Origin of the sequence: Paenibacillus apiarius (genome assembly GCF_017052585.1) — a bacterium.
In the GTDB taxonomy this organism is placed as follows: domain Bacteria; phylum Bacillota; class Bacilli; order Paenibacillales; family Paenibacillaceae; genus Paenibacillus_B; species Paenibacillus_B apiarius.
In genome coordinates this window covers 5,409,648-5,427,211 of sequence record NZ_JAFFHZ010000001.1, presented here as the reverse complement: position 1 = coordinate 5,427,211, position 17,564 = coordinate 5,409,648, and the positions used below count along the sequence as shown (strand labels likewise).

19 protein-coding genes and 1 other annotated feature are annotated in these 17,564 nt (G+C 49.4%); of the genes, 2 read left to right on the top strand and 17 right to left on the bottom strand.

Annotated elements, in window-relative coordinates; genetic code table 11:
• Positions 1 to 39: 39 nt before the first annotated feature.
• The 11 genes from JSQ80_RS24005 to brnQ all read right to left on the bottom strand — a co-directional run bounded on the left by JSQ80_RS24005 (position 40) and on the right by brnQ (position 9,552).
• Positions 40 to 477, bottom strand: a complete 438-nt coding sequence (locus JSQ80_RS24005; protein WP_206096994.1) for an ApeP family dehydratase — start codon at positions 475 to 477, stop codon at positions 40 to 42.
• Between the two features lie 44 nt (positions 478 to 521).
• Positions 522 to 1,313, bottom strand: a complete 792-nt coding sequence (locus JSQ80_RS24000) for a class I SAM-dependent methyltransferase (RefSeq protein ID WP_206096993.1) — start codon at positions 1,311 to 1,313, stop codon at positions 522 to 524.
• A gap of 283 nt (positions 1,314 to 1,596) precedes the next feature.
• Positions 1,597 to 2,421 (bottom strand): urease accessory protein UreD, encoded by an 825-nt coding sequence (locus JSQ80_RS23995; protein ID WP_206096992.1) that lies wholly within the window; start codon positions 2,419 to 2,421, stop codon positions 1,597 to 1,599.
• A gap of 1 nt (position 2,422) precedes the next feature.
• The gene (gene ureG, locus JSQ80_RS23990; RefSeq protein WP_206096991.1) at positions 2,423 to 3,034 is read right to left on the bottom strand and encodes an urease accessory protein UreG; all 612 of its coding nucleotides are present in this window, start codon (positions 3,032 to 3,034) and stop codon (positions 2,423 to 2,425) included.
• A gap of 54 nt (positions 3,035 to 3,088) precedes the next feature.
• Positions 3,089 to 3,787, bottom strand: a complete 699-nt coding sequence (locus tag JSQ80_RS23985) for an urease accessory protein UreF (protein WP_206096990.1) — start codon at positions 3,785 to 3,787, stop codon at positions 3,089 to 3,091.
• Positions 3,768 to 4,220 carry an urease accessory protein UreE gene (ureE, locus tag JSQ80_RS23980; protein ID WP_206096989.1) on the bottom strand — a complete coding sequence of 151 codons (453 nt, stop codon included), beginning with the start codon at positions 4,218 to 4,220 and terminating at the stop codon, positions 3,768 to 3,770. Before ureE ends, JSQ80_RS23985 begins: the two co-directional genes overlap by 20 nt.
• A gap of 46 nt (positions 4,221 to 4,266) precedes the next feature.
• The gene (gene ureC, locus JSQ80_RS23975) at positions 4,267 to 5,982 is read right to left on the bottom strand and encodes an urease subunit alpha (RefSeq protein ID WP_206096988.1); all 1,716 of its coding nucleotides are present in this window, start codon (positions 5,980 to 5,982) and stop codon (positions 4,267 to 4,269) included.
• A complete protein-coding gene (locus tag JSQ80_RS23970; protein ID WP_206096987.1) occupies positions 5,979 to 6,365 on the bottom strand; it encodes an urease subunit beta in 387 nt (128 codons plus the stop codon). Before JSQ80_RS23970 ends, ureC begins: the two co-directional genes overlap by 4 nt.
• 57 nt (positions 6,366 to 6,422) lie before the next feature.
• Complete coding sequence (locus tag JSQ80_RS23965) at positions 6,423 to 6,725, bottom strand: urease subunit gamma (protein WP_206096986.1); 303 nt, start codon at positions 6,723 to 6,725, stop codon at positions 6,423 to 6,425.
• A gap of 501 nt (positions 6,726 to 7,226) precedes the next feature.
• Complete coding sequence (locus JSQ80_RS23960; RefSeq protein ID WP_206096985.1) at positions 7,227 to 8,111, bottom strand: GNAT family N-acetyltransferase; 885 nt, start codon at positions 8,109 to 8,111, stop codon at positions 7,227 to 7,229.
• A gap of 94 nt (positions 8,112 to 8,205) precedes the next feature.
• Positions 8,206 to 9,552 carry a branched-chain amino acid transport system II carrier protein gene (gene brnQ / locus JSQ80_RS23955; RefSeq protein ID WP_206096984.1) on the bottom strand — a complete coding sequence of 449 codons (1,347 nt, stop codon included), beginning with the start codon at positions 9,550 to 9,552 and terminating at the stop codon, positions 8,206 to 8,208.
• 48 nt (positions 9,553 to 9,600) lie between these two features.
• Positions 9,601 to 9,847: a binding site (T-box leader), on the bottom strand.
• A gap of 299 nt (positions 9,848 to 10,146) precedes the next feature.
• On the opposite strand from brnQ, the gene JSQ80_RS23950 reads away from it, so the two are divergent.
• Together JSQ80_RS23950 and JSQ80_RS23945 are read left to right on the top strand one after the other, a co-directional pair.
• On the top strand, positions 10,147 to 10,815 hold the full coding sequence (locus JSQ80_RS23950) for an EexN family lipoprotein (protein WP_206096983.1): 669 nt from the start codon (positions 10,147 to 10,149) through the stop codon (positions 10,813 to 10,815).
• A 345-nt stretch (positions 10,816 to 11,160) separates the two neighbouring features.
• The gene (locus tag JSQ80_RS23945; RefSeq protein ID WP_206096982.1) at positions 11,161 to 12,636 is read left to right on the top strand and encodes a serine hydrolase domain-containing protein; all 1,476 of its coding nucleotides are present in this window, start codon (positions 11,161 to 11,163) and stop codon (positions 12,634 to 12,636) included.
• Positions 12,637 to 12,718: 82 nt separating this feature from the next.
• Here the strand turns inward: JSQ80_RS23945 and JSQ80_RS23940 are convergent, their stop codons facing one another.
• The 6 genes from JSQ80_RS23940 to JSQ80_RS23915 form a co-directional block, all read right to left on the bottom strand.
• Positions 12,719 to 13,564: an IS3 family transposase gene (locus JSQ80_RS23940; protein WP_336245834.1), complete on the bottom strand. Its 846-nt coding sequence runs from the start codon at positions 13,562 to 13,564 to the stop codon at positions 12,719 to 12,721.
• Positions 13,565 to 13,596: 32 nt separating this feature from the next.
• Positions 13,597 to 14,274 carry a helix-turn-helix domain-containing protein gene (locus tag JSQ80_RS23935; RefSeq protein ID WP_206096981.1) on the bottom strand — a complete coding sequence of 226 codons (678 nt, stop codon included), beginning with the start codon at positions 14,272 to 14,274 and terminating at the stop codon, positions 13,597 to 13,599.
• A 204-nt stretch (positions 14,275 to 14,478) separates the two neighbouring features.
• The gene (locus tag JSQ80_RS23930) at positions 14,479 to 15,789 is read right to left on the bottom strand and encodes an IS4 family transposase (RefSeq protein ID WP_206094201.1); all 1,311 of its coding nucleotides are present in this window, start codon (positions 15,787 to 15,789) and stop codon (positions 14,479 to 14,481) included.
• A 252-nt stretch (positions 15,790 to 16,041) separates the two neighbouring features.
• Positions 16,042 to 16,491, bottom strand: a complete 450-nt coding sequence (locus JSQ80_RS23925; RefSeq protein ID WP_206096980.1) for a GNAT family N-acetyltransferase — start codon at positions 16,489 to 16,491, stop codon at positions 16,042 to 16,044.
• A gap of 162 nt (positions 16,492 to 16,653) precedes the next feature.
• Positions 16,654 to 16,794: a hypothetical protein gene (locus JSQ80_RS23920; RefSeq protein WP_206096979.1), complete on the bottom strand. Its 141-nt coding sequence runs from the start codon at positions 16,792 to 16,794 to the stop codon at positions 16,654 to 16,656.
• A gap of 7 nt (positions 16,795 to 16,801) precedes the next feature.
• The gene (locus JSQ80_RS23915; protein WP_206096978.1) at positions 16,802 to 17,548 is read right to left on the bottom strand and encodes a carbohydrate ABC transporter permease; all 747 of its coding nucleotides are present in this window, start codon (positions 17,546 to 17,548) and stop codon (positions 16,802 to 16,804) included.
• Positions 17,549 to 17,564 lie beyond the last annotated feature (16 nt).

Below are 17,564 nucleotides of genomic sequence, written 5' to 3'. Positions count from 1 at the left end.
TGCCGGCACAGATCCCTAACTCAAGCCCATCGCCTTCGGCTACTGTGCAGGCTGCGCAATTGATGTATCCGAAGGTGCCGTATAAAACATCAATTCGCCTACCTTTACAATTACATTGCCCTCGACAGAGGCCTGCCCTCTGCCAAGAGTGAATCCTTTCTTGTGCCGAATGACCTCATAATACAAATGCACCCGGTCGCCAGGCCGGGCCATTCCCGTCATCTCCACCCCTTTGAGTGAAGAAAGAAATCCAAGCCCGCTCCCGCTCCTCGTCGTTGCGAACGCCCCCAGCTGAGCAAGTGCCTCGACAATCATTGTGCCTGGCATATGAGGCTGGGCCTCGTTCATAAACCATTCATTGGGCGTTACGTTCTTATAGCCTTTCACCCATTTTCCCGGCTCAAGCTCCGACACTCGGTCGACCATTAGAAAAGGATACCTGTGCGGAAGAACGCTCGTGATTTCGTTTATGTCCATATCTGCTCTCCTCCCGTTCGTACAGCACTCACTCCCAAGCATCATTACAGCAGTTTCTCTGCCACCAATGTGAAGGATTTGGGAATGCCTTTATCATATACATCGGAGGACTTATTAGGCTCCTCTTCCAGCAGCTTGACAACGAGACCGCTGCTCGCGATGCCGGTCACAATCTCGCCAAGCGTCCATTTGCGATGCAGAACCTTCTCCATGACAGCCGTCTGTCCCGGTATAAACTTAGCATAGGCTACCTCAGTCTCTTCCAGAGACGTATCAAAGTAGTCGCCTGTCACTTTATGCTTGCGCACCTTGGCCGTCGAGCCCCGAGATGTAATCAGCTTCGTCGTAATCGGATGGAAATCCTGCAAAATCAATCGTCCCCCGAACCTAAGCATGCTGGCGATAGTATCGGACAGCGGCTTCAAATCAACAAAGTAATGCAAGATGCCGAACTCCATAATGACCAGATCGTAATCCGCCGTCAGAACGGAGTCAGGCAGCTCTAGAACGTCGGACACAATGTAATTGATGTTCACCCCTGCTTCACGCGCCAGTTCGGTCGCATACCGTTCATTTTCAGATGCGATATCGACAATCGTGACATCGGCGCCAAGCAAGGCCATGGCAACGCCTTTGCTTCCATGAGAACCCAGCAGATTGGCAACTTTCTTACCTTTCACGTCCCCTATGTGCTTATAGAATGTCTTCAGCCTCGCCTCCGGATTTTGCTTGATTTTCAATGCGGCCTCAGCCGGAGAGCCATAACGGTTTACCCAAGCGTCATAAGCACTTTGGTTCCAAGCCATTTCATTAACTCTGCTGTGCTCTTTTTGCATCCATATTCCCTGCCTCAGTTGTGTTAGTATCTCGTATTGTGGTAAATCCCCACTGCTTTTATGTGAACATTGTACCATTACTTTGTTCAGCAGAGTACAATTAATCTCGGCAGAAGCAACCTGGCGCACCATAGATTTGATAGGTGTGAACACATTGGCGCCAACACTTATAACGGCTCTCTGCCCCCAGATTTGCCCTGGCATGGCAAGCAAGCGGCCCTATTGCCTAGCCGCTTGCTTGCCAATGCCTCATTATGATGACTTAGCGTATTTTTCCCCGGGCTCAATATTTCCGCAGCGCCAATCGTTCTTTGCCGAACCATTGCCCACGCACATAATTGATGATCACGCCGAACACTTTTTCCATTTGCTGCGTCGAACTCCCCAGCATCCGGACCGCGAATCCCGGCACAATAAGCTGGGACAATCCGATTCGGCCAGGCATCGAGTCCAGCCCGATCTCCTCGCACATCCGCTCGATGAACTCCGGCGTTGCCCGTTCCCCGATAACGAACATCGAGCCAAGATGGGTCTGTCCATCCATACGACCCATGTCCAGCATCTGCCGCCCGCGTGGACGAAGCTTCAGATTGTCGTACAAAACCCGCAGCCCATCCATGTAAATATCCGTTTTGAGCGCCAGTTCATCGTAGGAGAACTGCATTCCATCCGGGGACCAGCCCGGAGTAATCATTTCCGCGCTTATAAGCGCAGCGCTTCTCTCCATGCGGATGACCGTGCGCTGTTCGTAACGGGCATCCCGGTAAGCGATAATAGGGTCCGGCAGCCATTCGAGGCAGCTTCCTTGCTTCAGGATAACCTCGGTCAGCTGCAGCACAGGCTGATTCGGCGTCCTGTATATTTTCGTCGACGATTGCGTCGTGATGAGCGCCTGCGCCTGTTCACCCAGCTCCAGTTCCATCAAGTACCGGTCTCCATCCACATATCCCCCGCCCGGGTTCATGACATAATAATAGACCTGACCGGTATTATCCGGGTACATGGGACGGGCGATTTTGTAAGCGCCTTGATGATATGCGTGCGCGGCAGCCGTTCTGCCCTGTCTGTTCTCGACCGCCAGCCGCAGCATTCCCGTCCATGGCCGCATCTTATTCCAATCCTGTTAACATCGCATTTTTCTGAATCCAAGCGACGACCTCATCCAAGCCCGACTCGTCTTTCAGATTCGTGAAGAAGAACGGTTTGTTGCCGCGGAAGGCAAGCGTATCCGCTTCCATCACGTTCAAATCCGCACCGACGTATGGAGCCAGGTCGGTCTTGTTAATAATGAACAGGTCGGATTTGATCATCCCTTGCCCGCCCTTGCGCGGGATCTTTTCGCCCTGAGCGACGTCGATAATGTAAATAGAGAAATCAACCAGCTCGGGGCTAAACGTAGCCGCGAGGTTATCTCCTCCGCTCTCCACAAATACGATTTCCACGTCAGGGTGGCGTGCTATCAGTTCATCAATCGCCGCGAAGTTCATGGACGCATCTTCGCGAATGGCCGTATGCGGACAACCGCCCGTCTCCACGCCGATAATCCGGTTGGCAGGGAGCACACCTGTATGAATCAGAATTTTCGCGTCTTCCTTCGTATATATGTCGTTGGTCACGACCGCCATGCTGTACTGTTCATGCATGCGCCGGGTAATTTTCTCGACAAGCATCGTTTTGCCGGCCCCGACAGGACCGCCTACCCCTATTTTAACCGGTTTCATTGCACTCCCTCTTTCCCATCAGTCTGTGCTGTAAGTTATGCTATTCACAATCTATTACGACATGAAAAGTCGGATATGGATCCGTTCATGCTTCATTTGAGACCACTCCAAACCAGGTGATACGATACCGATATCATCGCTAGACAGCTCTTCCAGGTTTTTTGCCGCTTCCTTCAGCAAAGACTGCAATTCGGATAATAGCTTCTGCCCTTCCGTCTGCCCGAGCGGAATGGCCCGCACGCCGTTCTGAACCATGCTGGACAAGGAGGAATACAGATGTGCCAATACAGTTGTCTGCTTCGAGACGCCGACATGGCGGGCAATAATGGCAAACGCTATTGCCGGATGACCGAAGGCGCGCTTTGCCTCCACTCGTTCCCGGTAATGCTGCAGATGCGGACATTTGTATAGCTCCGTGCCAAGCTTGATCATTCTTTCCCCGATTCTGCGTGCGCCTTCTCTCGATTCACGCGAGAGATTCTGAACCGTCATTAACCGGTCCAGCTCCCATATATCATCCAGACGGTTGTCCGCCAGCGCTTCAAAGGCGAGCCGGCAGGCCAGTCCATCGGAATAGATGAACTGTTCGTTGACATACATCTCCAGCCAAGCCGCAAAGGTGGCTTTGTCAACAATCTTGCCTTCCTGGATATACGTTTCCAAACCGAAGGAATGATTGAACGCGCCCGAAGGGAAGTTCGAATCGCACCACTGCAGCAGCGACAGCAGCGAATCAGTGCTTGTGTCCCACATGACGGAACGCTTGCTTCACTTTCTTCTTCTCGCGCACGAACGGAATCCCGTCTTGAGTCAACTGCTCCTCCACAAGATAATCGTATTGAACGATCATCTGGGAGCCTTCGAATTGCGCAGGCAAATGGCGGTTCCCCAGCTTGTGGGCAATTTCCCCCATCTCCTGCATCGCTCTCGGGCTAATGACGAGCACATCGTCAGGCAGCACTTCGATGACGATCATGTTGTGCTCATCCATGTGCAATATATCGCCATCGGCGAGATCGGCTTTCTGTGTCAGGCGAATGCCGAGCTCCGTCCCGTGATCGGTCGTCACGCGCTGAATTTTTTTCAGCATATCTTCGCTTGGCATATATACCTTTTCCATGTGACGGCTTGAACGTTCTTCCGGAGCAAGCTGCTCCAGCCGACCAGCAATTTGTTCAATGATCATGTTCCCATTCTCCTCAATACAAATTTTCTGCGGTTCAGTTTCTGAATTAAAACAAGAAATAGCGCTGAGCCATCGGCACGACAGCGACCGGATCACATGTCAGCAGTTCTCCGTTCACCCGCACTTCATAGGTCTGGGGATCCACTTGGATGTCCGGCGTTTCCCCGTTCAGGGCCATATCTTGCTTCGTCACCCGACGGATGCCCCGAACCGGCAGCACGATTTTGTCAAGGCCCAGCTTCGCAGGCACATCCGCATCCAATGCAGCGTGTGAAACGAACGTAATGGAGCTGCGGGCCAATGCTTTCCCGACTGCGGCATACATCGGCCGATAGATGTACGGCTGCGGCGTCGGAATGGATGCATTCGGATCCCCCATCAAGCTATGAGCGACGAACCCGTTCTTCAACACCAATTCAGGCTTTACGCCGAAGAAAGCCGGATGCCAAATGACCAAATCGGCGATTTTCCCGACTTCGATCGAACCGACATAATCGGCGATTCCGTGGGTCAATGCCGGGTTGATCGTATATTTCGCAATATATCGTTTGATCCGGAAATTGTCGCCAGCCGTTCCCTTATCCTCATGCAGCTTGCCGCGCTGCTTTTTCATCTTATCAGCGGTCTGCCATGTTCTCGTGATCACTTCCCCCACGCGGCCCATCGCCTGGGAATCCGAACTGACCATGCTGAACACGCCCAGATCATGCAGAATATCTTCCGCCGCGATCGTCTCGCAGCGAATGCGCGAGTCGGCAAAGGCGACATCCTCAGGCACGCACGGGTCCAGATGATGGCAGACCATCAGCATGTCAAGATGCTCATCCACTGTATTGATGGTGAATGGCCGCGTCGGATTGGTCGAGGATGGCAGCACGTTGGCCAAGCCCGCCATCTTAATCATATCGGGCGCATGCCCTCCGCCGGCGCCTTCCGTATGATAGGTGTGAATGATTCTGCCTTTAATGGCAGCGATCGTATCTTCGACGAACCCGCTTTCGTTCAGCGTATCGGAATGAAGCGCCACCTGAACGTCATGCTTGTCCGCAACCCGCAGGGAATGATCAATGGCGGACGCCGTCGCCCCCCAATCCTCATGCACCTTCAGGCCAATCGCTCCGGCCCGGATCTGCTCGATCATCGGCTCTTCGCGAGCGCCGCTGCCTTTGCCGAGAAAGCCGACGTTGATTGGCAAGCCTTCCGCCGCTTCCAGCATCCGATGGATATGCCACTCGCCCGGGGTGCACGTCGTCGCTTTCGATCCCTCCGCAGGTCCCGTCCCGCCGCCGATTAGCGTCGTAAGCCCGGAAGACAAAGCGTGCTCCACCTGATACGGATTAATGAAGTGCACATGCGTGTCGATGCCTCCTGCGGTCACGATAAGCCCCTCGGCGGAAATAATTTCGGTGCAGGCCCCGATAATTAAGTCGACGCCATCCATGACAAGCGGATTCCCGCTTTTGCCGATTCCCGCGATCTTCCCGTCGCGTATTCCGATATCCGCCTTATAGATGCCGGTATAATCAACCACGATCGCATTGGTAATGACCAGATCCAGCGCTCCCTCTTCACGCGTAATCAACGGATGCAGTCCCATGCCGTCGCGTATCGACTTGCCCCCGCCGAACTTGGCCTCATCCCCGTAACGTGTGAAGTCCCGTTCTATCTCAATGAACAGCTCGCTATCCGCCAAGCGAACCGCATCGCCTGTTGTCGGGCCGAATATGTCCGCATATTGCCGTCTCGACATGCGAAAAGTCATTGCTCCGCCCCCGTTTCCACGACTCCCCCGGATTTGAGAGGCGGACTCGAATAATTGGTGGCAATGAGCACTCTCTCGTCCATTGATCCCTCAGTCAAGTTGTTCAATCCATACACTTTGCGTTCACCCGCAAACGGAACCAGCTCCACTTCCTTGACATCTCCCGGCTCAAAGCGCACGGCCGCGCCGGAAGGAACGTTCAAATGCATCCCGAATACGGCCTCCCTGTTAAATTGCAACGCGCGGTTCACCTCATAGAAGTGAAAATGCGATCCGACCTGTATCGGGCGATCGCCGACATTAAGCACTTCGATGGCAAACGTCTTACGCCCATCGTTGCAAACGATTTCATCGTCACGCAAAATATATTCACCTGGAATCAAATTGCTTCCCCCTTGGATGTAGAATGCTTGTTCGGTCAGTCATGCAATCCTGCCTATTTAACGAATCGGATCATGAACGGTTACCAGCTTCGTCCCATCGGGGAACGTCACTTCTACTTGAATATCAGGTATCATTTCAGCAATGCCTTCCATGACGTCTGCCCGCGACAAAATCGTCGCGCCTTCGCTCATCAATTGAGCGACCGTTTTGCCATCCCGTGCCCCTTCCATAATTTCATACGTTATCAGCGCAACCGCTTCCGGATAGTTGAGCTTTAGACCGCGGTCTTTGCGTCTTCGCGCGAGATCGGCGGCGACTACGATCATTAGTTTTTCTTGCTCTCGAGGTGTCAATCTCATCTGCTTCCTCCATCCTGTCAGTTCCTGAGCAACTGTTTTCAGCCTACTTTGCGTTTGTTTTCACATTTTCGGACAGCACAGCATACCCGTTAGTTGTTGGCGTTAACGAGCTTGCATCATAAAGCGGCCTTTCATTTCCACATTCCATAATTTAAGGAGCGGCTGCAATGAGGATCGGGTTGCAACCGTATACGAATTCGGCACACACCGGTAAAGTGAGGACCAATCCAGTACCTGATACGAATGAGTTAGGGTGAGGGGGGCAACTCATTCAAGCATTTTGCGAGGATTTCCAAAATGCTCCTAACAATATCTTCATCATATTAAATTGAAGACATAATATAAAGCACTCTATTTGCACATATTTTTTTAAATCTGACGCAATTTGTGCTAAAATCAAAACTTTTCATGCGCTTTCATTACCAATTGTCGTTTTTCATGGATTTTGGCAAAAAAAGGCCAGCCAGATTGCTCTGGCTGACCTAAGCTTGTCGGGGAATCTTAAAGTTGCATCAAATTTTGCTCATAAATCGTCGTAAAGCCCGCTTCCTGCAGCAAGCCGATCATTTCCGGTTCGAAAGAAACATTGTATACCAACCGGTCGCATTCAGCATAATTCGGCCCAAACACTTCCTCCAACATCGCCCGGTACAACGCATCCTTGTCTGTACGGCCTGAAGCGGCTTCGCACTGATACAGCACCATGGAGTTTAATTTCCCGTATTCGTCTGCCGTCTGTTTAAAAAGAGCGTACGCCGCAGCATTTCCTTCAGAATCATAGACGATAAGACTATGTCCTTCGCGTATGTTGTGCCATTGAGACGACCACGCCGCTGCCTCCTTGTAAAAAGGCAGGTCAGCCGCTTCGACGGGTCTCCCCCACTGCAGACGGTACGGATTGGATAGATCGTTCCCGAAAGCGCCGGTGTCGAGGCTCCCGTTATGCCGCATGCCGATTAACCGGTCGACGATCTGAAATCCAACATGCCGGTATGCGCGGATGGCCTTGTCATTTTCGGCGAAAACCTCCAAATAGGCGGTATGAACCCCCTGCTCCCGGAGGAGGCGGACCGCTTCGTCCATCATTGCTTTGGCAATGCCGTGACCGCGATAGGCAGGAACCACTCCGGTTCCCCCGTTCCAGGCCAATGTCTTGCCGCGCACGGTACGAACCGCAATAAGCACGAATCCAGCGGGCTGATCGTCCGCGTAAGCGACGACAGATAGATGCGGCTGTATGCCATTCATGCTTATGTGAGTGAGATGCTGTTCCAGATTGCGGGTCATATCAGAAAAGTATCCTGCAAACCCTTCGTTCCATAGCTGCAATCCTTGATCAAATGTGCATTCGTTCAGTCTTTTCATAGTTACGACAACTTGCTTCATGCACCGATTCCTCCCCTGCGCCATCGACATGTATCACAAATTCCGTTATTGCTCAGATATCTGCCAACAGCGTATCACGGCCGCGGAATCATTGTCAATTTTTAGTAGGATTGAATGACTGTTTTCCACGAGCCGCAATAAGTTTTCCTATCACATAACCAATGGCACCGCCGGCCAGCGCCGGAATGAACCACCCGATCCCTTCCGAATATAGAGGGATATGCCGCAGTACCGGCAAGGCGAATTCGATGGGAACTTTCGCTCCTTTCAAGCCGTCGAACAAGCTGATTAGAACGGTTCCGATAAGCGCCCCCGCGTAGACTTGGGAATAACCGCCAAACCATTTATGAACGAAAGACAATAGGATCAACACGATGGCTACCGGATAAATGACAAGTAAGATCGGCTCGGAAATCGAGAGAATTTTGTTCAATCCGAGATTGGCTACCAGCAATCCCAATAAACAGATGAACAGCGCAATCCGATTGTATGCCATCCCTTTCATCAAGGTTGCAAAATACTGGCTGCAAGCGGAAACGAGCCCAATGCACGTCGTGAGACAAGCCAGCGTAACGATGACAGCGAGCAGAATCAGCCCGGAACGGCCGAACAGGTTCATCACGACATCGGTCAGCAATTGGCCTCCATTCTTGAAATACCCGAGCGATACGCTGGTGACGCCCAAGTATCCAAGCGCTGCATAGACAAGCGACAGCCCGATACCGGCAATGAGGCCGGCTTGAATGGCCGCTTTCGCGACGGCCCGTTTCTCTGTGACTCCTTGGGCGCGTATCGAATTCAGCACGATGATGCCGAAGGCCAGCGCCGCAATGGTGTCCATGGTCAGATAGCCATTCATGAAACCTTTGAATCCGGGCGACTCGACATACTCATTGATAGCCGGTCCTCCTTCTCCGATCGGATACAGCACCCCGCCGATGAACAAGAGCGCGATCGACAACAGCAGCATGGGCGTAAGCCAGCTTCCGATGCGCTCGACAAGCTTCGAAGGATTGAGACTCAGCCAGAACACGGCGATGAAGAAGATGAGCGTATAGAGGAACAAAATCCATGGATTGGATGCTTGGTGAGCTGTCAGGAACGAGCTGAAGCCCATTTCATACGCCACGTTGGCGACGCGCGGTATCCCCATAGCAGGCCCAAGCGACACATAGACGACGATGGCAAAAAATATGCCGAACCGCGGACTCACCTGCCCGGCCAAATGCTGCATATCGCGTCCGGACAACGCGATTGCGATGACGGCGAGCAGCGGCAAGCCTACTCCCGTCAAAATAAATCCTATAATTGCGGGAATGAAGCTGTCTCCCGCTTGTTGTCCCAAAATGGGCGGAAAGATAAGGTTTCCTGCCCCGAAGAACAATGAAAACAGCATCAGTCCCGTAAAAAAGATATGTTTCTTAGTTAATGATTGATTCAATCTGCTCTCCCCCTGATATTTGCATGAGATCAAAAAAACCCGTCCCTAGAAAGGGACGGGTATGCACCCGCGTTACCACCCAAATTCAACAATATTGCGTATGGATCTGTATGTTGCAGCTCATGACGTGACTATGCACGCATTCCTGGTAACGGAGGATTCCGGCAAAGCTTACTGTCGTTCAGCTTTGCTTCTCGGAGAGGACATTCGGTCATGCGCTGGACATTGGCTTGCAGCAATACGCCAACTCTCTGTGGAACAGCCCATCACTTACTATTCTCGTCGCCGAAGTTCATATCGTAAAGTTTGTATACTATTTTCACATGCATTGGGACAACTGTCAAATGACAATTATACACATTGTCAATACCTGACGCGCTTTCCATTCCTTCGGCTCCAAAAAATGAATGATGAAAGCTTGTTTCATCTAAAAACGATCATACCACGCCTTGTTTTGTTATACTTGGTCTTAATCCGGGGTGATGAACATCACTGCCGATTTACCGCTTGGCAGCGGTTAATAAGATAATAATCAGCATCAAGTATGAGCAAATACCCCAGCCGATGGGGATACTTTCGAGGTTGTATTCAGACATGAAGAAGTTTGCAATTATTGTAGTTCTTGTAATTTGCGCAACCATGCTTACTGCCTGTGGAGAGAAAAGAAACGACACTCTCACAACGAATTCCGCCAAACAAGATATCGAGGAAGAGAATCAGAAGTTAAAACGCGAGTTGGAGGAACTGAAGAGCAAGCAAGCGGAACTTGATGACTCCCCTTCCAGCAATGAGGAAATTACTTTGTCCGACCACGTCGATTTTGTTGCAGATTCCATAAGCGATGGGGTTATTTCCATAACGGATGAAGGGGCGGAATTCATCGATAACAACCCTCAATTCTTCTTCGATCCAACCGCGGAATCGGTGCAGAAAGTAAAATCGTTAGCAAAAAAATTAAATAATAAAGAACTGAACAAAAACATTCGTCCTTTTTTGTCGCAGCTCGTAACATTCAAGGGAGCAGTCGTTCAGATTTCAGAAGAAGAGTACGATGAAAGCACAAATCTAACTACTGTTCTTGTAGGCGATGAAGACTTTAACTTTTTCACGGTCTTTTTATTTGGTTCGTATGATGTGCTTGAAGAAGATTACGTATCTGTGGCGGGCCTCCCTCTAGGCGGATATTCATTTGAGAATACTGGCGGCGGATATACGAATGCTCAATTATTATTCGGAAGCGTGCTAGAGAAGATTAAGGATTAACTAAAAAGCTGGAATCTGTGCGATTAAAACGCTTTCCATCGCTTCGATTCTGTTATATGATACATACACGGAGATATTTGGAAGGAGATTCACGTATGCCAGCAATGCTGTAGAGCGTCATATCAACGATGGATGTCGATTTATTTTTTGGTGCGCTAACAATCCAAGGGGTAAATCTGTCCATTTTGACCTTTACAGGAGCGCAGGGTGTACGCAATTGAGTTCAACTGCTGCGGATCAGACGATGAGTCGTTCCGCTTTTTTATTTTCATCTCCGTTTCCACTCCTTTGTACTTTGCCCCTGATGTGCTCCTTCACCAGATTGAAATCAGGAGGAATGCACGAATGAAAAATAAAAAACATACCACCGTATCCATACAAGGGACGGCTTTATATTTGAAGCAGTATATGAACGCTCTTTCCCGAAACGGTCACTTCAACGGAGCCGCGCTTGTCGCCCACCAGGGGAATATCCTATTGTGCGACGGATACGGCATGGCTAATTGGGAACATGAGGCGCCAAATTCGCCGCATACCAAATTCCGCATCGGCTCCATAACCAAAGGCTTCACCGCGCTCGCCATCATGCAGCTGCAGGAGCTGGGTCTGCTCTCCGTCCATGATGCCATCAGCGGCTATCTGCCCGGTTATCCGCGCGGAGACGAGATTACGCTCCATCACCTCCTGACACATACCTCAGGCATTCCCGATTATGCCGGGCTGCCTGATTATTGGGAACGCACGATGCGGCTATATTCGCCGATAGAGCAAACGATAGCGTCTTTTCAACATGAACCGCTGCAATTCGTTCCGGGTGAACGGACAAGCTACACCAGTTCCTCTTTCATCTTGCTGAGCGCCGTCATTGAAAAAGTATCCGGCCTGTCATTCGCCGATTATATTGCCAAACGGATCTGCCTCCCTCTGGGAATGAAGGATTCGGGAGTCGAGAACGGCCGGACGCTGCTGAAGCATTTTGCCTCCGGTTACTCGGTGTGCGGCGAGATCATTCCAGCCGAGTACGTCGACATGTCCATTTCACTGGGCGGAGGCGGAATGTATTCCACGATTGCGGATTTATATAAATGGGATCGCGCGTTGTATACGGAAGCCCTTATCAGCCATGAGTCGCTGCGCCACATATTCGGGCCATACTCCCCAATATTCGGCGGTTACGGCTGGGTCGTCACTGAAGAAATGATAGGCGGCACAAAGCGCAAACGCGCCGCTCATCACGGCACGATGAATGGCTTCTGCGCCGATTTCAACCGATTCGTCAATGACGAGCTCGTCGTTATCGTGCTCAGCAACGTGAACATTACGCCGGTAGAGCGGGTAAGCGGCGACTTGGCCAGAATCGTGTTCGGCGAAGAACTCGCCGTACCGGCTACGATGACAGCCATCGAGCTCGCCGCCGGGGAAATGGGGCTGTATCCGGGAATATATGAACGGGCGGAGCAGGACGGCCCCCACGACGCGGACATTCAGTGGCAAGAAGCGTTCGCGAGCTTGTCCCGGCTCGGAACGTCGGAAATCGCGGTTGGCGTTTACGTGAACCGATTCCAAGAGTTCGGCATTCATCCCGGCCGAACCATCATCATCACCGAAGAAGGACAGAAGCTGTACTTGCAGATGGCCAAACGGCATGGGGCCTGGTACAAATACGAAATCGTTCCCATCTCCGCAAATGAACATGGAACGACGTTCACCGCCAAGCATATAGACGAGCGGATTATATTTACGAGAGACAATCAAGGCTCGATAACCATCGAGCATCGCGATGCATATGGAAACCGTATGTCTGCGGCCAAAATGTCATAGAGCCTGCAGGATGAAGCAATGGGGCTGTCCCGGAAGGTGAACTGCACCCCGTCAAGTAGACAGTACAAAAAATAAAAATTAATTAAGCGGCTTTGGTCCTGAATTCCATCGGACTGAGGCCGTTTAGTTTTGCTTGTAATCGTTCGTAATTGTAAAAGTGGATGTAGGCCTGGATGTCCCTCTCGAGCTCCTCAAAGGTATGATAGGTGTGTAAATAATACTTCTCACATTTTAGAGTTCCCCAGAAAGATTCCATTGGACCGTTATCGATACATCGTCCAACACGGGACATACTCTGAGTCATTTTGTTGTCGTCCAAGAGCTTCTTGAAGTCCAGAGAGGTATATTGGAAACCCCGGTCGCTATGAAGCATGGGCTTGCTTCTTGGTGCTTCTTGCAAGGCCCGTTTCAACGTCTGAAATACAAGAGGATTGTTATTGGAACGCCCGAATACATAGGAGACGATGGATTTATCATGAAGGTCGAGAATAGCGCTTAGATACGCTTTTTGGCCATTGCCGTACTTGAATTCCGTCACATCCGTAACCCACTTTTCATTTGGCGCATCTGCCGTGAATTTGCGGTTCAGCACGTTCTCCGCCACCTGCTGTGGAGTGGATCTCGCATATCTCTTTTTCTTCCTCCGGATGACGGATTGAATTCCTTGTATCTTCATCAGCCGGTACACGCGCTTTTGGTTAATCGTTTTTCCCGTTTGGCGGCGCATGTGCAACGTCAATTGACGGTATCCAAAGGTACGCTCGGCTTTCTCATAAATGGACATCATGACATGCGTCAGTTCTGCATTTTCCTGCTCATGCGAACTGGGCTTGCGATTTAGCCACTTGTAATAGCTTGAACGTGAAATGCCTGCAATTTCACACAGAAGCTGAACGCTGAACAACGCTTCTTCCTGAAGCGCTTGAATAGCAAGATAGACGTTCTCTTGACGGTATTGGCTTAGCTTCGCCTCCTTTGGAATTCCCGTAACTTTTTTAGAAATGCATTCTCCGCCCGAAGCCGCTCGATTTCATATTCCATCTTTTTCATCTCGAGTTTTTGACGATCGGCCTCTGTTAATTCCTCCGGCGCTTTCTTTCTTCCCCGACCATCCTTTAACGCATCATGACCGCCCTCTTCAAACTTCTTCACCCATTGGTAGACTTGCTGGTAGGAGACCTGAAAATGGTCCGCTGTCTTACGGTAGTCATGCTGATGAGCAAGACAGTATTGCACAATATCGATCCGTTCCTGCCAAGTCGTTGAACGCCCCTTCGTCATTGCTTTCGCTCCTCCTGAATAAGCTTTTAAGCTGCTATGACGATTATACTCCTTAATCCAGTTGGAAAGCTGCGTTCTACTTGCAATCTTGTATTTATCGATGATCTGATATTGGGACAATCCTCCCTCTATGTAATCCTTCACCGCTTGGAGCTTAAGCTCAGCACTATAACTTCGATTATGGTTTTGTTTTTCTAACCCCTCATAACCATACACCTTGTAACGACGACGCCATTTCACCAAAGTCGTTTTGCTGATACCGTATTTCTTAACTGCAGCCTTAACACCAATTTCGCCACTTTCGATTTCACCAATGATAACGAGTTTCTCTGACGCATCATATTTTTTATTAGGCATAAAAAAGCTCCCCTTACACAGGCTTTATTATTTCACCTGTCTACCGTAAGGGCAATGTCATTAAGTTAATAGAGTAATGACCTGCGGATGTAAAATTGGTGAATGACTATAAGCTTAGTCGTCCGCTAATTTTATATTTCTGGCATGACAAATACAGATGCACTACCTGCATCTGTGACGTAGTCACTCTCAACTTGGAGTTGTCTATGATACCCTACAGGTAAACCCAACAGCAGATATTGGGTTTTGGAATCGTGGGAATTTTCTGCCTTTCCGTATTAGAGATAGATGTTTTGCAATCAGATCAAGAAGACTATCTTCTGAGAGTTTATCCCTAAAATATTGCCTACAAATAAGCATCGCAGCCGAGAAGTTGATTCGCTTGGTTGCTTCATTGGGAATCTGAGCTTGATGTGCAATTAAGGCAGAGAAGTTGTAAAGGATGAAACGAGAAAATACTTCTTGTAGCATGGAACTCGGCTTTTTACTATGTAGATTCACTAGCCCTACAGCATATTTGAGTTCTCGGAAGGAGGTCTCTATGCCCCAACGCCTATTGTAGAGTTCTTTAATTGTATCAGGCGGGAAATTCCCGGAATCTAAATTTGTAAAAACTGTTTCATATGATACATCAGAAATGGCAAAGCGGACAACTCTGAAGCACAAATCGTATAGGCGATCATCTTTTGGATAAAGATAATCAAATGTTGTATGTGGCTGTATCCAACGATATCGGACAGGGTCTTTTTTCAACAAGGACAAGGTTTGCTTAGTTTGTCGTCTTGTTAGCGACAGTGTGACTTGGATATCAAACTCGGCCTGGTCTGGTACAGCTAACTTAGAAATGATTCCGTAAGACTCCTTTGAACGTATAATGTAATTCCATGATTTTTCCTGAAAATGGGCTATATTATTAAAAGATTCATAGCCTCGGTCTGCTATAACTATGACTTTTCCTGAATAATTAGATCGATCTACCATAGTGACAAGGGCTTTGTGTTCGTTCATCCCTTTTTTCCGTTGGACAGACGCATCTACATAAACATGCCGCATCAAATCATACATGGCGTCAATATGGACTAAATTATACCCCTTAGTATTGCTCTCATTTTTCATGTACGATTCTGAATCGTTCGGATTTGTAGGCAGTCGTAAGTCAGTACCATCTACTGCAAATAAGCGATACCCATTAAACAACACGCTTTCATCGCATGATGCAACAAATCTGTGGAATAAGGTTTCTATAGCGCTTGGCAATATTTTTTCGCGTTGTTGGACAAAGGCTGAAACCGATGCTGTATCTTTAGAAAAAGAAAACCATTCGTAGAGTTCCTTACAAAGGCTATTCCCTCCCATACCGATTAGCATTTGAAGCATAGTCTCGAAAGTTAGTTTTCGGTTTCTTGAAAAGTCGTGACCAGGTCTCCTAACATAGTCATCCAGTGTAGCTGCCATTGATTTGATATTGTTTGATAAAATTTCCTTGATTTTTGAAGGTCTAAGCGTCGTTTTCATTCAGCGTTCCTCCTTGAAAAGTGTCTTTAAGGATTGGACGCCGATTCCCCAGCTTTGTCAAGTGTTTTTTTCTTTTTGTGAAGTATTTTTTATGTCTACCTAATCAATAGAGAAATCCCAATTACCATAAATCTTGTGGCAATCGGGATTCTAAAGTAGTTAACTTAATGACATTGACCGTAAGGGGAGCATATCAAAGGTCTGACATGACCCAAGGGGCGGCCCCTTCTGTGTAGATCTCGCTCTCCCCGCCTACCGTCCGATTGAATAATTGATCCAATTGCCGCGCGTTCCACCCATTTTGTCATAGAAGCGCTGGGCCCGATAATTATCGGAGGCCGTAATCCATGTCATACGGGCGTAACCGTTCTCTTTCGTAAACGTTGCACACGCTTGAAATAACGCTTGAGCCGCGCCAGTTCCTCTTGCTTCCTCAACTACGTACAGGTCATTCATTACGGTTATTTGATCTGACACTGTCGTGCTGAACGTAAAATAAAGGGTCGCAAATCCGATAAGCTTGCCTTCCTTCTGAGCTGTGAATTGTATTCCCCGTTTTTTTTCAAGCAGTGTGTCAATTAGGCAATGCACTTTTTCCATTTCCGGTTTTGGCCTTTGATAAAAATCAACGATATATTCATACATCAAGGATGTCAGCTCTTGTTTATCACTTGGTTCAACAGGCCTTACCATAACGGACATGAACAGTCCCTCCCGAATTGAATTGTCATTCCCCGCTGCTCTGTTATTATAGTAAGTTCGGGGGGGCAACTAAGAAGATACAATTCTCAATAAATGAACGGGGACAGATGGACATAGCAAGAGCGGGAGGAGACAATTTGCCGATGAGCGGCATATAAGCAACTAGACAGGCTTCCTGTTCGCCTGTAATCGGCTTTTTGCGAAGGAATTCATTGTCGGGTCAGGCGGACCGTATGAGCCCGCCTGGTTAACGCCGAGCCGCGAGTCGCGAACGTCATCCTGCGGCACATGCAATGGCGGCACGCGCCATTCACTCCTTAATCGCCCCGATCATAACCCCTTTGACGAAATACTTCTGCAGGAAAGGATATAGCAGCAGAATCGGAACCGTCGCAACGATGATCGTTGCGTATTTAATCGTCTCCCCAATAGGCATCTTGTCCGCCGGGCCAGCCGCGGTGAGCATGCTGTCCGTGCTGTTCGTAATCAGAATTTCGCGCAGCACGAGCTGCAGCGGATACAGATCGCGGTCACGCAAATAGATAAGCGCTCCGAACCAAGAATTCCAATGCCCAACGCCGTAGAACAGAATCATGACCGCAATGACGGGCAGGGACAACGGTAAAATAATACGAACCAGCACGGTGAAGTCGTTCGCCCCGTCCAGCTTGGCCGATTCCTCAAGGCTTACCGGAATGCCTTGGAATGCCGTGCGCATAATGATTAAGTTGAACGCGCTGACCGCACCGGGGATGATGAGTGCCCATAGGCTATCGAGCATGCCCAGCCCCGTAACGAGCAAATAGCTTGGAATCAACCCGCCGGAGAAAAACATCGTGAACACGATGAAGAACATGATTGGGTTTTTCCACATGACATTTTGCCGCGACAACCCATACGCCCCAAGCGGATCGCTGAAGGAAGCGAACAACACATATACAAACGGATATAAGGTGACCAGACAAAGACATATCATAAACAGAATATTGAAACATTCAAAGATTCGTTCGCCAAGCGACAATTTATTCACCGGCAGATCCCTCCTCTTCGCATTCATTCATCAACTGCAGCTC